At 69.1% G+C, this 13016-nt stretch carries 13 protein-coding genes; 3 read left to right on the top strand and 10 right to left on the bottom strand.

The features are described 5' to 3' along the window. The first annotated feature begins 36 nt into the window (after nucleotides 1–36). From HMPREF1008_RS07230 to HMPREF1008_RS07220, 3 genes are all read left to right on the top strand, one after another. Nucleotides 37–663: a hypothetical protein gene (locus HMPREF1008_RS07230; RefSeq protein ID WP_009279207.1), complete on the top strand. Its 627-nt coding sequence runs from the start codon at nucleotides 37–39 to the stop codon at nucleotides 661–663. Between the two features lie 213 nt (nucleotides 664–876). After that, a complete protein-coding gene (locus tag HMPREF1008_RS07225; RefSeq protein ID WP_009279206.1) occupies nucleotides 877–1284 on the top strand; it encodes a hypothetical protein in 408 nt (135 codons plus the stop codon). 111 nt (nucleotides 1285–1395) lie between these two features. Further along, complete coding sequence (locus tag HMPREF1008_RS07220) at nucleotides 1396–2181, top strand: ZIP family metal transporter (RefSeq protein ID WP_009279205.1); 786 nt, start codon at nucleotides 1396–1398, stop codon at nucleotides 2179–2181. A 137-nt stretch (nucleotides 2182–2318) separates the two neighbouring features. Here the strand turns inward: HMPREF1008_RS07220 and HMPREF1008_RS07215 are convergent, their stop codons facing one another. The 10 genes from HMPREF1008_RS07215 to tsf all read right to left on the bottom strand — a co-directional run bounded on the left by HMPREF1008_RS07215 (nucleotide 2319) and on the right by tsf (nucleotide 12999). After that, nucleotides 2319–3353, bottom strand: a complete 1035-nt coding sequence (locus HMPREF1008_RS07215) for an alpha-hydroxy-acid oxidizing protein (RefSeq protein WP_009279204.1) — start codon at nucleotides 3351–3353, stop codon at nucleotides 2319–2321. Nucleotides 3354–3381: 28 nt separating this feature from the next. Then, nucleotides 3382–5100 (bottom strand): proline--tRNA ligase, encoded by a 1719-nt coding sequence (locus HMPREF1008_RS07210; protein ID WP_009279203.1) that lies wholly within the window; start codon nucleotides 5098–5100, stop codon nucleotides 3382–3384. Nucleotides 5101–5187: 87 nt separating this feature from the next. Beyond that, nucleotides 5188–6321 carry a flavodoxin-dependent (E)-4-hydroxy-3-methylbut-2-enyl-diphosphate synthase gene (gene ispG, locus HMPREF1008_RS07205; protein ID WP_009279202.1) on the bottom strand — a complete coding sequence of 378 codons (1134 nt, stop codon included), beginning with the start codon at nucleotides 6319–6321 and terminating at the stop codon, nucleotides 5188–5190. A 10-nt stretch (nucleotides 6322–6331) separates the two neighbouring features. Beyond that, nucleotides 6332–7708: a site-2 protease family protein gene (locus tag HMPREF1008_RS07200; RefSeq protein WP_009279201.1), complete on the bottom strand. Its 1377-nt coding sequence runs from the start codon at nucleotides 7706–7708 to the stop codon at nucleotides 6332–6334. Next, a complete protein-coding gene (gene dxr, locus HMPREF1008_RS07195) occupies nucleotides 7705–8901 on the bottom strand; it encodes a 1-deoxy-D-xylulose-5-phosphate reductoisomerase (RefSeq protein WP_009279200.1) in 1197 nt (398 codons plus the stop codon). The genes HMPREF1008_RS07200 and dxr overlap by 4 nt, the downstream gene beginning before the upstream one ends. Then, nucleotides 8898–9869 (bottom strand): phosphatidate cytidylyltransferase, encoded by a 972-nt coding sequence (locus tag HMPREF1008_RS07190; protein ID WP_009279199.1) that lies wholly within the window; start codon nucleotides 9867–9869, stop codon nucleotides 8898–8900. Before HMPREF1008_RS07190 ends, dxr begins: the two co-directional genes overlap by 4 nt. Next, nucleotides 9866–10651 carry an isoprenyl transferase gene (locus tag HMPREF1008_RS07185; protein WP_009279198.1) on the bottom strand — a complete coding sequence of 262 codons (786 nt, stop codon included), beginning with the start codon at nucleotides 10649–10651 and terminating at the stop codon, nucleotides 9866–9868. The genes HMPREF1008_RS07190 and HMPREF1008_RS07185 overlap by 4 nt, the downstream gene beginning before the upstream one ends. A 1-nt stretch (nucleotide 10652) precedes the next feature. Next, on the bottom strand, nucleotides 10653–11198 hold the full coding sequence (gene frr, locus HMPREF1008_RS07180; protein WP_009279197.1) for a ribosome recycling factor: 546 nt from the start codon (nucleotides 11196–11198) through the stop codon (nucleotides 10653–10655). Nucleotides 11199–11209: 11 nt separating this feature from the next. Next, nucleotides 11210–11929, bottom strand: a complete 720-nt coding sequence (gene pyrH, locus HMPREF1008_RS07175) for a UMP kinase (RefSeq protein WP_009279196.1) — start codon at nucleotides 11927–11929, stop codon at nucleotides 11210–11212. Between the two features lie 197 nt (nucleotides 11930–12126). After that, nucleotides 12127–12999, bottom strand: a complete 873-nt coding sequence (gene tsf / locus HMPREF1008_RS07170) for a translation elongation factor Ts (RefSeq protein ID WP_009279195.1) — start codon at nucleotides 12997–12999, stop codon at nucleotides 12127–12129. Between the last annotated feature and the right edge of the window lie 17 nt (nucleotides 13000–13016).

The raw sequence follows: 13016 nt of genomic DNA, 5'->3' as shown, positions 1-13016 counted from the left end.
CGACCAGCCCAAACCGAACGCCCAAGGAGGACACGGATGAGAAGGAACGTGCTCGCGCCCCGCGCCGCCAGCATCGCCCTGGCGGGACTGTTGGCCCTGAGCCCCCTGACACTCGCAGGCTGCGACCAGCAGCAGCCTACGACGCCCGCCGAAAGTGACGCCCAGCAGACGGAATCCAAGGACCCCAAAGCGACGGACGGGAAAGGCGGCTCGGCTGCCAGCGACGAGGGCAAGGACGCCCAGGCCACCGTCACGGCAGACATGGGCAAGGGAGACACGCTCGTGTCTCTCACCAACTCCCTCGGCTTCGACATCAGCTCCATCGCCGTCAAGGACGCCGCCGCCCAGGACTTCGACGCGACGAACAGCTTCGACGGGGTCGACCTCGCGGACGGCGGGACCAAGACCCTCGCCTACGCCTCGGTCCAGGGAGCCAGCGGCTACGATCTCAGGCTCGGCGTCGGCCCCGACAGCTACTTCCTCGTCAGGGACGTTGACCTTGCAAACGCCAAGGACGTGAGGCTCCTCATGGACGAGGGCGTGGCCTACGTGAGCTACACCGACGCCACGACCGGCGAGGAGAGGAACAACCACGACGAGGCCGTCGCCGCCGCGATGGACCCCGACCTCCCGACCTACGACAAGGAGACCCAGAGGGACTAGCCCCCCTAGCGCTCGCGCGCAAACCAAGGGAAGCCTGCGCGCGATTCCGCGAAAGGCCTGCTCGCGTCGAGGGGCCGCGCAAACCAGGAATGGGCTGCGCGGCCCCTCCTGCTACCGTCCGCCCGTTTGGGGCCCCAGCTCGGACCCCAGCCTTCCCCTCGGCTAGTACACTTGCAGCTCGAGTCCGTATTTCCCGACCGCCCCGGAGGTCACATGAGCGCAAACCTCAGCAAGATCAAGTACGTCGCCATCGCCGCCATCGCACTGGGCGCCATGGGTCTCTTCCTGGCCGTCCTCTCGCTCACCCAGACGCCGCTGCTCGCGGCCCGATGGGCGTTTGCGGTGGGGTCCGCCAGCTCCATCGTGCTGGGCATCCACTGCCTCACGATGCTGGGTGGCGTCGCCGTGGGGCAGCGCGTGCGCGATGCGGCCTCCATCTCGCTGCTTGTGAGCCTCTTCTGCTCCTTCGTCGTGGTGGTCCCGCCCCAGAAGGCGCCGCGCCTCCCCCTGCACCTGCTGCTCATCATGCTCGTCATGACGGCAGCGCTCGTGCTCTATTCCACCGGCCGCGACACCGCGGCGCTCGAGCGCATCGGCAGCAGGAAGAAGAAGACAAAATAGCAGTAGATTAGTCGCAATTCGAGGCATAGCGCCCACTCCGGAGGGGTAGCCTGTAGCGGGGTCCATCGGGCCCCGCTCGTCTTGCACGCGCCATCCGTCAGGAGCACTCACATGCCAGAGGTAGCACAGGGGCTCGCCATCCCCTTCGCCGGAACAACGCTGGGCGCCGCCATGGTCTTCTTCGCCCGCAGGCAGATGGGACGGGAGGTGCAGAGGGCGCTCACCGGCTTCGCCGCCGGCGTCATGGTGGCGGCCTCCATCTGGAGCCTCATCATCCCCGCCATCGACGACTCCGCCAGCCTGGGCAGCTTCGCCTTCATGCCCGCCCTCGTGGGCTTCTGGGCGGGGACCCTCTTCCTGCTGCTGCTCGACAGCATCCTCCCCCACCTGCACCTTGGAGCGAAGGACGACGAGCCGGAGGGCATCAGGACCCGCCTGCAGCGCACCACCCTCATGGTGCTCGCCGTCACCATCCACAACATCCCCGAGGGCATGGCCGTCGGCGTCGTGTACGCGGGCTGGCTCACCGGCAACTCCGGCATAACGCTCGCCGGCGCGCTCGCGCTCTCGCTGGGCATCGCCATCCAGAACTTCCCCGAGGGCGCCATCATCTCGCTGCCGCTGCGCGCCGAGGGCGCCAGCAAGGGCCGCGCCTTCCTGGGAGGATTCCTCTCGGGCGTGGTCGAGCCCATCGGCGCCGTCCTCACCATCATGGCCGCGCGCCAGGTCGTGCCCCTCCTCCCCTACCTCCTGAGCTTCGCTGCGGGAGCCATGATGTACGTCGTGGTGGAGGAACTCATCCCCGAGATGAGCGAGGGGGAGCACTCCAACGTGGGCGTGCTCATGTTCGCCCTCGGCTTCACCGTCATGATGACCCTGGACGTGGCCCTGGGCTAGGAAAGGGGCATCGTCGGGCGAGAGGGACGTCCCACCTCGACCGAGGGGCGTCATCCCACAGAACTGCCCCCGTGGCCCTAAGGCTACGGGGGCAGTCGCATGCCCGGGGCTTGGCGGGCGGTACGCGGTCCCTGGCCCTACGCCTCAAGGAGCATATCGCGCGTGACCTCCGCCACGCCTCGCGCCCCGCACATCGCCATGGCGTCCACGAACTCCGCCCTGAGCTGGGCGAGGTACGCGCGCACGCCCTCCTCCCTTCCTCCAAAGGCGGCGACGGCCACGGGGCGGCAGACCAGCGCCGCGTCCGCGCCCAGCGCGAGCGCGCGAAAGAGGTCGACGCCGCTTCTGATGCCGCCGTCCACCAGCACGCAGAGCTCCCCTCCCACGGCGTCCACGACCGACGGGAGCACCTCCGCCGTGGCGGGCACCCCGTCCAGGACGCGACCACCGTGGTTCGAGACCACGATGGCGTCGACGCCCGCCTCGAGCGCCTTGAGCGCCCCGCGCGGGCCCAGGATGCCCTTCGCGACGAAGGGGACGCCCGCCCCGTGGCAGGCGTCCGCGAGCTCGCGGAGCTGGGCCACGTCCTTGGGACCCGCGGGAGGCTGCTGACCCCTGAGGAAGGGCAGCCCCGCGCCGTCCACGTCCATGGCGACCGCCGCGGGGTGCGCCGCGAGGGCGGGCTCGAGCTTCTTGAGGACCGCGCCCATCGACCAGGGCTTGATGGTGGGGATGCCCGCGCCGCCGAGGCCGGCTATGAGGCCACAGGCGCGCTCGTGCACCTCGGGCCTGAGGCCGTCGCCCGTCCAGGCGAGAGTCCCCTCGGCCTTGGCGGCACGCAGGACCATGCCGTTGTAGTCCAGGTCGTCCAGCTCGTCACCGTAGTGGCGGTGCACGTCTCCCAACGGGGCCACCATGAGGGGGAGCGAGAGGCGCCTGCCCAGGAAGTCGCAGGATGGGTCGGGGTCGCTGCCGTCGCTGGCATAGAGGGTGTCCATCACGAGCCGCCAGCGCTCCCACGCCTCGAAGTTGCGGATGGCGACGGTTCCCGAACCCTTGGCGCCGGGGCCCGGCACGCCGCCTCCGCAGGCCCTGCCGTTGCAGGTCGGGCAGGCCTTGCAGACCGGTCCCATGTGGCCGCGCGCGGCGGCGGCAAGCTCCCTGTAGCCCATGTCCCTCTCCCCCAGAACCGGCTCTCCCCTAGGCCCTTCGCCCCTCGACCATGCCCGCGAGGACGGAGGCGAGCTCCTCGATGGGAACCTCGCTGCGCTCGCCCGTCTCGCGGACCTTGAGCTCGACGTTGCCGTTCTTGATGGCCTTCTTGCCGCAGACCACCTGGAAGGGGAAGCCCATCAGGTCGGCGTCGTTGAACTTGACGCCGGGACGCTCCTTGCGGTCGTCCACCACGACCTCGACCCCGCGGGCGACGAGCTCGCCGGCAAGGCGGTCTGCGACGGGCCAGACCAGCCCGTCGTGCACGTCCAGGGGGATGACCTCGACCTCGTAGGGGGCGACGGAGACGGGCCAGCAGATGCCGTGCTCGTCGTGGTGCTGCTCGACGACGGCAGCCAGGGTGCGCGACACGCCGATGCCATAGCAGCCCATGAGGAAGGGCCTCTCCCTGCCGTCCTCGTCCGCGAAGGTGGCGCCCATCGCCTCGGAGTACTTGGTGCCCAGCTGGAAGACCTGGCTCACCTCGATGCCGCGGGCAGACTTGAGCGCCGCGCCGCAGCGCGGGCAGGCGTCGCCCTCCTGGGCGCTCGCGAGGTCGAGCCACTCGTCCACTTCGAAGTCGCGGCCGGGACGCGCGCCCAGGAGGTGCTGGCCCTCCTCGTTGGCGCCGACGACCCAGCTTGTGGAGTCGCGCAGGGCGACGTCGGCCACCACGCGGACGCCCTCGGCCACGCCGACGGGGCCCATGAAGCCCGCCACCAGGCCCGCACGGGCGAGGTCCCCCGGCTCCATCATGTGGTAGTGGCCGAAGGCGTGCTCGGCCTTGACCTCGTTGAGCTCGTGGTCTCCGGGGAGGACGGCCAGGACCAGGCTCCCGTCCTCCGCCTGGAGGGCGACGGACTTGCGGCAGGCCGCCTCCTCGACGCCGAGGAAGGCCGCGAGGGCCGAGATGTTGCCCTCGATGGGCGTGGCGACCTTCTGGAGCCCGCCGTCCCCCGGACCCTCGAGGACGCGGACCTGTGCCGTGGCCGCCTCGGTGTCCGCGGCGAAGCCGCAGGCGTCGCAGTACACGAGCTCGGCCTCGCCGGCGTCCGCCAGGGCCATGAACTCGACGGAGGTGTCCCCGCCGATCTGGCCGGAGTCGGCTACGACGGGGAGGGCGCGCAGCCCGCAGCGCTCGCAGACGTTGGCGTAGGCGGCCTTCTCCTGGTCATAGCACTCCTGCAGCGACTCCTGGGTCGCGCTGAAGGAGTAGGCGTCCTTCATGATGAACTCGCGACCGCGCATGAGGCCGAAGCGGGGCCGAAGCTCGTCACGAAACTTGTCCTGGATCTGGTACAGGGTGACGGGGAGCTGCTTGTAGGAGCGCAGCTCGTCGCGGACGAGGTCGGTGAAGGTCTCCTCGTGGGTGGGACCCAGGGCGAAGCCGCGGTCGTGGCGGTCGGTGATGCGCATGAGCTCGGGGCCGTAGGCGGCCCAGCGGCCGGACTGGCGCCAGAGCTCGCCGTCGGTGAGGATGGGCACCTGCATCTCCTGTGCGCCGATGGCCTCCATCTCGTCGCGGATGATGGCCTCGATCTTGCGGAGGGACCTCCATGCCAGGGGGAGGTAGCTGTAGAGCCCCGCCGCACCCTTGCGTATCATGCCCGCGCGCAGGAGTAGGCGATGGCTGGCCAGCTCGGCGTCCGCCGGGTCCTCCTTCAGGGTGGGCGCGTACAGCCTCGACATCTTCTCGTAGCTTCTCAACCTGCGTTCCTTCCTTGCTTGCCCTTGCTCCGGACGCGTCCGGACGAGTCGACCAGAACATGATACGCCCCACGAGGGGCAACGTCCCTAGGCCTTGCTGCCGTAGCGCTCCTCGATCTCTCGGAAGAGCTCGTCGACGATCTGGCCCTCAGGCACCTTGCGGATGGGCTCGCCGTTCTGGAAGAGGAGCCCCTGGCCCCTGCCGCAGGCGACGCCCAGGTCGGCGTCGCGCGCCTCGCCGGGGCCGTTCACGACGCAGCCCATGACGGCGACCGAGATGGGGGCCTCGACCCCCTGGAGCCGCTCCGAGACCCGCTCGGCCATGCCGATGAGGTCCACCTGGCAGCGGCCGCAGGTGGGGCAGGACACGAGCTCGGGGTGGAGCCTGCGCATGCCAAGGGCCGAGAGCAGGTCCCAGGCGACGCGCACCTCCTCGACGGGGTCCGCGGTGAGCGAGAGCCTGAGCGTGTCGCCGATGCCCTGCTCGAGCAGGATCCCCACGCCGGCGCAGTTCTTGACCGTGCCCTGCCGGAGCGTGCCGGCCTCGGTCACGCCCACGTGGAGCGGCACGTGGGGCAGCCTGCGCGAGAGCTCGCGGTAGGTGGCGAGCGTCGTGGGGACGGAGTGCGCCTTGGCGGAGAGGACCACGTCCCTGAAGCCGCGCTCCTCGAAGTGGCGCACGAAGGCCTCCGCCGAGGCGACGAGCTTCTGGGGCAGGCTGAGGTCGCGCCTCTGGTCGACCTCGCGGTCGAGAGAGCCCGCGTTGACGCCGATGCGGATGGGGATGCCCGCCGAACCCGCCTCTTCGATCACCGCGTCCACGCGCTCGAAGGAGCCGATGTTTCCCGGGTTGATGCGCAGTGCCGCGGCACCCCTCCTGCAGGCCTCGATGGCGAGCCTGTGGTCGAAGTGGATGTCCGCCACGACGGGAAGGGGGCTCATCGCGCAGACCTCGCCGAAGCCGTCGAGCGCGCCGGCGTTGGGGATGGCCACGCGGATGATCTCGCAGCCCTCGGCGGCGAGGCCCCCTATCTGTGACAGCGTGGCGGCGGGGTCCAAGGTCTTCGTGGTGCACATCGACTGCACCGAGACGGGGGCACCCCCTCCCACGGGGACCCCTCCCACCATGACCCGGCGCGTGAGCTCGCGGACGGCGCGCGGCTTGGCGCCAGCCCGTCCTTCCGTGGTGTCGGCCGGCCCTTCCGTGACTCTCTCTTCCATGGCTTGCCACCTATCCTATGACGAGGCGGGTGATGTCGTTCTTGAGCGCGAAGACGAAGATGACGAGGAACACCGCGATGCCCAGGTAGCCCACGACCGTCTGCGCGCGGGACGAGAGCTCGCGCCTGAGCGCGGCCTGCACCAGCTCGACGAGCACCTTCCCGCCGTCGAGCGGCGGGATGGGCAGGAGGTTCATGAAGCCCAGCGACATGGAGATCATGGCCACGAAGAGGGCGAGGTCATAGGCCCCCGAGGAGGCCGCCTGGGACGCCATGGCCGATATGCCCACCACCGAGGAGGTACCCTGCAGGGTCTGCATCGTCCGGGCGGGCGTGATGAGGTCGAGCGCGAAGCGGGCGACCGCGCGCCCGTACGAGAGGGCCGCCAGGGCGGACTGGCCCACCCCGAGCCTGACGCGCTGGGTCTGGGCGAGGACACCGAGGCTACCCAGCCCCTCCCCGACCTCGACCCTGACGGTGGAGGTCCTCCCGTCGCGCAGGTAGCTCAGGCTGAAGTCCTCCTTCGCTCCCAAGGCGGCGTCCAAGGCGGCGGAGAGGGACCTCCAGTCGCTCACGGGAGTCCCCGCCACGTCCACGATCGCGTCGCCTCCCCTGAGGCCCACGGCCTCGGCGGCGGAGCCCGCGGTGACCCCTGCGATCTGGTTGGAGTCCACCACGCCCTCGACCCCCACGAGCGAGAGGGCGACGGTGATGACGAGGAAGGCCAGCAGAAGGTTGACGAGGGGGCCTGCGACGAGCGTGGCCAGGCGGGCGAGAAGCCCCTTGCCGTGATAGGTGCGGGAGAGCTCGCTTGCGAGGAAGGCCTCCGCGTCGTCGACGGGACGCGCCTCTCCCTCGCCCGTCGTGCCCACCGCCTCGAAGTCGTGCCCGCAGTCGAACTGGGTGAGGAGCATGGCGTCGCGGCGCTGGGTCTGGAATCTCTGCGGCCAGTCCGCCTGGCCGGGCCTCTCGCCCAGCTCCGGGTCATAGAGGGGGGCGATGGCGGCGAGGTCCGCGAGCGATCCCAGGAGGGCGTAGGCGCGGTCCTCCTCGATGGCCAGCTCCTCCGCCACCTCCCTCGCGCTGACCCTGCCCCGCCGCTGCACCAGGGAGAGGCAGGGGGCCAGGAGCTCGTCTTCCAGGGGCTCCATGCCGCAGATCCTCGTGTAGCCGCCCAGCAGGAGCGGGGTCACGCCGAACTCGCAGCCGATGCGAGGCGAGCGCCACGAGAGCCTCCAGCGGCTGGGCATGCCGAGGAAGAACTCCGTCACGCGCATGCCGCAGGCGCGCGCGGCGAGGAAGTGCCCCCCCTCGTGGACGAACACGAGGAGCGAGAGCACGAGGACGCCCCAGAACGCGGACGAGAGGATCCCGACGACGGCGCTCATCGCAAGCCCTCCAGGACGCGGTGCGCGGACGCGCGGGACGCGCGGTCGACCTCCTCGAGCTGCTCGACGCTCTGGACGGGCTGGACGCTGGCAGCGTCCATGACCTCGCGGACCACGCGCTCGATGTCGAGGAAGCCGCACTCGTCCCTGCGGAAGGCGAGGTTGGCGACCTCGTTGGCCGCGTTCATGACGCAGGGGAGCGTGCCTCCCGCGCGTCCCGCGCGACGGGCGAGGCCCAGGCAGCCGAAGGCCCCCTCGTCGGGACGGGAGAAGCTGAGGTCGGGAAGGTCGCGGTACTCCACGCGGTCCGAGGGCGTCTCCCAGCGCTCGGGGTAGCTGAGGGCGTACTGTATGGGAATGCGCATGTCGGAGGGGCCGAGCTGGGCCTTCACGACGCCATCCGAGAACTCGACCATGGAGTGGATCGTGCTCTGGCGGTGGACCAGGACGTTGACGTCGTCCACGTCGACGTCGAAGAGGTGGTGGGCCTCCAGGACCTCGAGGCCCTTGTTCATCAGAGTGGCCGAGTCGATGGTGATCTTGGGCCCCATGGACCAGGTGGGGTGCTTGAGGGCGTCCGCCGCCGTGACCTTGGCCAGCTCGTCGCGGCCCATGCCGAAGAAGGGGCCGCCCGAGCAGGTGAGCCAGACCTTGTGGACGTCGCACCTGCGCTCCCCCACGAGGCACTGGTAGATGGCGCTGTGCTCGGAGTCTATGGGAAGGAGACGGCCGGGCTGGGCGAGCGGCATGAGGAGGTCGCCCCCCACGACGAGGGACTCCTTGTTCGCGTAGGTCAGGATCTTGTGCGCCCTGAGCGACTCGTGCCCCAGGCGGATGCCGGCGAAGCCCACGAGGGCGTTCACCACCACGTCCACGTCGTCGAGCCAGGCGACCTCCTCGAGGGAGCGGCCGCCCACGCGGAGCTCGCAGCCCCGGGGCAGGCCCTCGAGCGACGCGTCATGGGCGTGGCCCTCGTCGCTCACGTACACGTGCGAGGCGCCGAACTCGCGGGCGGCGCGGACGGCCAGGTCGCAGGACGAGTGGACGGAGAGCGCGGTCACGCGCAGCTTGTCGGGATGCTTGCGGCACACGTCGAGGGTCTGGGTCCCGATGGATCCCGAGGCGCCCATGACGGCGACGCGCAGAGGCCAGCGCCGAGGGGAGCTCGGGGCCGTGTCCTCGAATATGTTCACAGGATTCCTCCCATACGAAGGACGAGGTATGCCGTCACGCAGCCGAAGAGCATGGAGTCCGAGCGGTCGAGGAGGCCACCGTGCCCGGGCATGAAGTCGCCCGAGTCCTTGACGCCCACGCCTCGCTTGATGCGCGACTCGAAGAGGTCTCCCACTACGGCGATGGTGCCGACCAGGAGGCCACCGGCAAGGGCGAGGGGATAGGTCACGCCCCTCACGCCGAGCAGGGCGAGGAGGCCCCAGACGAGGACGCTCGAGGCGAGGCCGCCCCAGAAGCCCTCGAAACTCTTGTGCGGGGAGATCCTCGGCGCGAGCTTGTGCCTGCCGAAGCGCGTCCCCACGAAGTACGCCATGGCGTCGTTGAGCCAGACGGAGCCCATGACGCCGAAGGTGAGGAGGCCCCCCGAGGAGCCGGGGTCCGTGCTACGGATGAGCACGACGCAGGAGAACGTGAGCGAGGTGTAGACCGGCCCGAAGGCCGTGAGGGCCACGTCGGATATGTTGGCGCGCGGCGTCGCGACGTACCAGAAGGCGCAGGCGACGAGGAGCAGGACCAGGACCAGGAAGAGCCCCTCGGTGCCGAGCAGGAGCGCCGCAGGCGGGAAGAGCACGGACGCCGTGAGGCCAAAGACCTCGTTGGGCATGCGCCCGCCCATGCGCGCCATGCGGAAGAACTCCGAGCAGCAGAGCCAGGCCATCGAGGCGACCAGCACCGTCGTGGGGACGCGACCCCAGAAGAGGACGACCACGATCACGACGAAGTAGATGGCACCGGTGGTGGTGCGGGTCAGGACCTTCTCGGTCCACCCCCTGGCCAGCTGCCCCCTCAGCTCGCCGGCGACGCGCGCGTCCTCCTTCGAGCGACGCTTGCGCTCGAGCCAGCTGATCGCCCGCTCTATGCCGGTCGTGCCAGGCGCCGTCTCCTGGGGGGAATCCGAGGAGGGACGCCGTTCCTCTTCCCCGCTCACTTGGCCTCCACACCCCCGAAGCGACGCCTGCGCGACTGGAAGGCCCTGACGGCACGGAGGTACTCCCAGCGGTCGAAGTCGGGCCAGTAGAGGTCAGTCACGTAGAACTCGGTGTAGGCGAGCTGCCAGAGCAGGTAGTTGGAGAGCCTGAGCTCGCCGGAGGTCCTTATCAGGAGGTCGGGGTCGGGCAGGCCCTCGGTGTAGAGCCTCGAGGCGAGAAGCCCCTCGTCCACGTCGTCGGCGCGCAGGCTCCCCCGCTCCACCTCCTGGGCGACCTCCCGCGCGGCGCGGGCAATCTCAGCGCGCGAGCCGTAGTTGACGGCCAGGACGAAGGTCATGCCCGTGTGGTCCGCGGTCTCGTCGAGGCCCTGTTGGAAGACGTCGAAGGTCTCCTTGGGCAGGGCGGAGAGGTCGCCGAAGAAGCGCAGGCGCACGTTCTCTTGGTGGAAGAGCGGCAGCTCCCTGACGAGCGTCGTCGCGAAGAGGTGCATGAGGAGGTCGACCTCGCTCTGCGGCCTCTTCCAGTTCTCCGTGGAGAAGGCGTAGCACGAGAGCACGTCGACGCCGAGCCTCACACTCGTGGTGACGGCCTCGCGCAGGGAGTCGACGCCGGCCACGTGCCCTTCGGGGCGGCTGAGGCCGCGCGCCTGGGCCCAGCGGCCGTTGCCGTCCATGATGATCGAGACGTGGCGCGGCACCCTCGAGAGGTCAACGTCCCTCAGCGAGACGTCCTCCGGGGGCTTCGCGTAGTATTCCTCGAGCTTTTCCTGGTCGATGATCAAGCTAGATCTCCATGACCTCGGCGGTCTTGGACTTGAGCATCTCCTCGACCTTCTCCACGAAGCAGTCGGTCACCTTCTGGATGGACTTCTTCTCGCGCGCGACGTCGTCCTCCGAGAGCTCCTCGTCCCTCTCCGCGCGGGTGTTTGCGTCGCGACGCACGTTGCGGATGGCGATCTTTGCCTCCTCCGCGTACTTGTTGCAGTCCTTCACGAGCTCGCGGCGGCGCTCCTCGGTGGGCTTGGGGAAGGGCAGGCGGATGGAGATGCCGTCGTTGGAGGGGGTGATGCCGAGGTCGGAGGCCTCGATGGCCTTCTCGATGGACTTGAGGGCGGTCTTGTCCCAGGGCTCGACCACGAGCATGGAGGCCTCGGGGACCTTGACGCCGGCGAGCTGCGTGATGGGGGTCGCCTGGCCGTAGTAGTCGACCTTGATGCCGTCGAGGACGTGCGCGTTCGCGCGTCCGGTGCGCACCTTGGCGAAGTTGCCCCTCAGGACGTCGAGGCACTTGTCCATGTTCTTCCTGGCAAAGTCGGTGTACTCGCTCATGTGTGGCTCTCCTATTCGTCTACTACGGTCGTGCCGACGCTCTCGCCGCGGAGCGCGCGGCCGAACACGTCGTCTCCCAGCAGGTCGAAGACCATGATGGGCATGTGGTTGTCATGACAGAGGGCGGTTGCCGTGGCGTCCATGACCTGCAGGCCACGGTTGAGGACCTCCATGTAGCTGATGCTCTCGAATCGCTTCGCGTCGGGGTTCTTGACGGGGTCGCTGTCGTAGATGCCATCCACCTTGGTCGCCTTCATGAGGACTTCGGCGCCGATCTCGCAGGCGCGCAGCGCCGCGGCGGTGTCGGTGGTGAAGTAGGGGTTGCCGGTGCCGGCGGCGAAGATGGTGATGCGCCCCTTCTCGAGGTGGCGGATCGCACGGCGGCGGATGTAGGTCTCAGAGACCTGGTGCATCTCGATGGCGCTCATGACGCGGCACATCATGCCGCTGTGCTCGAAGGTGTCCTGGAGCGCGAGGGAGTTGATGACGGTGGCGAGCATGCCCATGTTGTCGCCCTGAGCTCGGTCCATGCCCGCCGCCGCACCCGAGAGCCCACGGAAGATGTTGCCGCCACCGACGACGATGGCGATCTGGACGCCGGCGTCATAGGCCGGCTTGACCGCCTTGGCGATGAGCCGTGGGACCTCGGGGTCGATGCCGAAGTCCTTGGAGCCCATGAGCGCCTCGCCCGAGAGCTTGAGAAGCACGCGCTTGTACTTGTAGTTATCCAAGATGTGACCTCCAGAGACAGGCAATCGCTAGGGCCCGACGGACGTCTGACCCCACTGATTCTAACAGAGGGAGAGACCCTACCTGCGGCGCAGGCTGCCGGGGACGGCGAAACGGCGGGAACCTTGATGAGAAAAGGGACCCGCGCCGAGGCACGGGTCCCAAGGTTCGCGTCTGTCCTGGCAGGAGGTCTCCCGGCCTACTCCTCGCCGAAGGCGAAGCGCTCGAAGCCCAGGATCTGCACGTCGTCGCTCACGGCCTTGCTGACGCCCTTGGCGAGCTCGGCGATGGTCGTGGAGGAGTCCTTGATGAACTCCTGCTCGGTGAGGACGCACTCCTTGTAGAACTTCTCGAGCTTGCCGACGGCCATCTTCTCCTGGATGAACTCGGGCTTGCCGGACTCGGCCGCCTGGGCCATGTAGATGGCCTTCTCGTGCTCGACGACGTCTGCGGGGACGTCCTCGCGGCGCGCGGCGACGGGAGCGGAGGCAGCGACCTGCATCGCGACGTCGTGGGCGAAGCTCTTGAACTCGTCGGCGGTGGCGGTGGCGTCGTTGGCGAAGCCGAAGGAGACGATGTCGCCCAGCTTGCCTCCCAGGTGGATGTAGCTGGCAAGGGCGCCGGACTCGACGGAGACACGCTTGAAGCGGGCCACCTTCATGTTCTCGCCGATGACGTGGATCATCTCGGTCAGTTCGTCGGCGACGGTGGCGTCACCCATCTTGCAGGCCTTGAGCGCCTCGACGTCGGCGGGGTCGTTCTCTGCGACGACCTTGGCGAGGTCGGCGGCGAAGCCGGTGAACTTGGGGTTGGTGCCCACGAAGTCGGTCTCGCAGGTGAGCTCGAGGATGGCGCCGAGCTTGCCGTCCTCAGAGATGTAGGTGGCGACGGTGCCCTCGTTGGTGTCGCGGCCGGCGCGCTTGACGGCCTTGGCGACGCCCATCTTGCGCAGGACGTCGACGGCCTTCTCGATGTCGCCATCGGCCTCGACGAGGGCCTTCTTGCACTCCATCATGGGGGAGTCGGTCATCTCGCGCAGCTGCTTGACCATAGCGGCGGTGATCTGTGCCATGTTGTGCCCCTCCTTTG

The sequence above is a fragment of the Olsenella sp. oral taxon 809 str. F0356 genome (assembly GCF_000233535.1).
Taxonomy (GTDB): Bacteria; Actinomycetota; Coriobacteriia; order Coriobacteriales; family Atopobiaceae; genus Olsenella_I; species Olsenella_I phocaeensis.
The sequence above is the reverse complement of the archived record's forward strand: the minus strand, read 5'-3'. Positions and strand labels throughout refer to the sequence as shown.

Coding starts and splice junctions, on each gene's coding strand:
- HMPREF1008_RS07230 (WP_009279207.1), top strand. CDS start 37: ATGAGAAGGAACGTGCTCGCGCCCCGCGCCGCCAGCATCGCCCTGGCG.
- HMPREF1008_RS07225 (WP_009279206.1), top strand. CDS start 877: ATGAGCGCAAACCTCAGCAAGATCAAGTACGTCGCCATCGCCGCCATC.
- HMPREF1008_RS07220 (WP_009279205.1), top strand. CDS start 1,396: ATGCCAGAGGTAGCACAGGGGCTCGCCATCCCCTTCGCCGGAACAACG.
- HMPREF1008_RS07215 (WP_009279204.1), bottom strand. CDS start 3,353: ATGGGCTACAGGGAGCTTGCCGCCGCCGCGCGCGGCCACATGGGACCG.
- ispG (WP_009279202.1), bottom strand. CDS start 6,321: ATGGAAGAGAGAGTCACGGAAGGGCCGGCCGACACCACGGAAGGACGG.
- HMPREF1008_RS07200 (WP_009279201.1), bottom strand. CDS start 7,708: ATGAGCGCCGTCGTCGGGATCCTCTCGTCCGCGTTCTGGGGCGTCCTC.
- frr (WP_009279197.1), bottom strand. CDS start 11,198: ATGAGCGAGTACACCGACTTTGCCAGGAAGAACATGGACAAGTGCCTC.
- tsf (WP_009279195.1), bottom strand. CDS start 12,999: ATGGCACAGATCACCGCCGCTATGGTCAAGCAGCTGCGCGAGATGACC.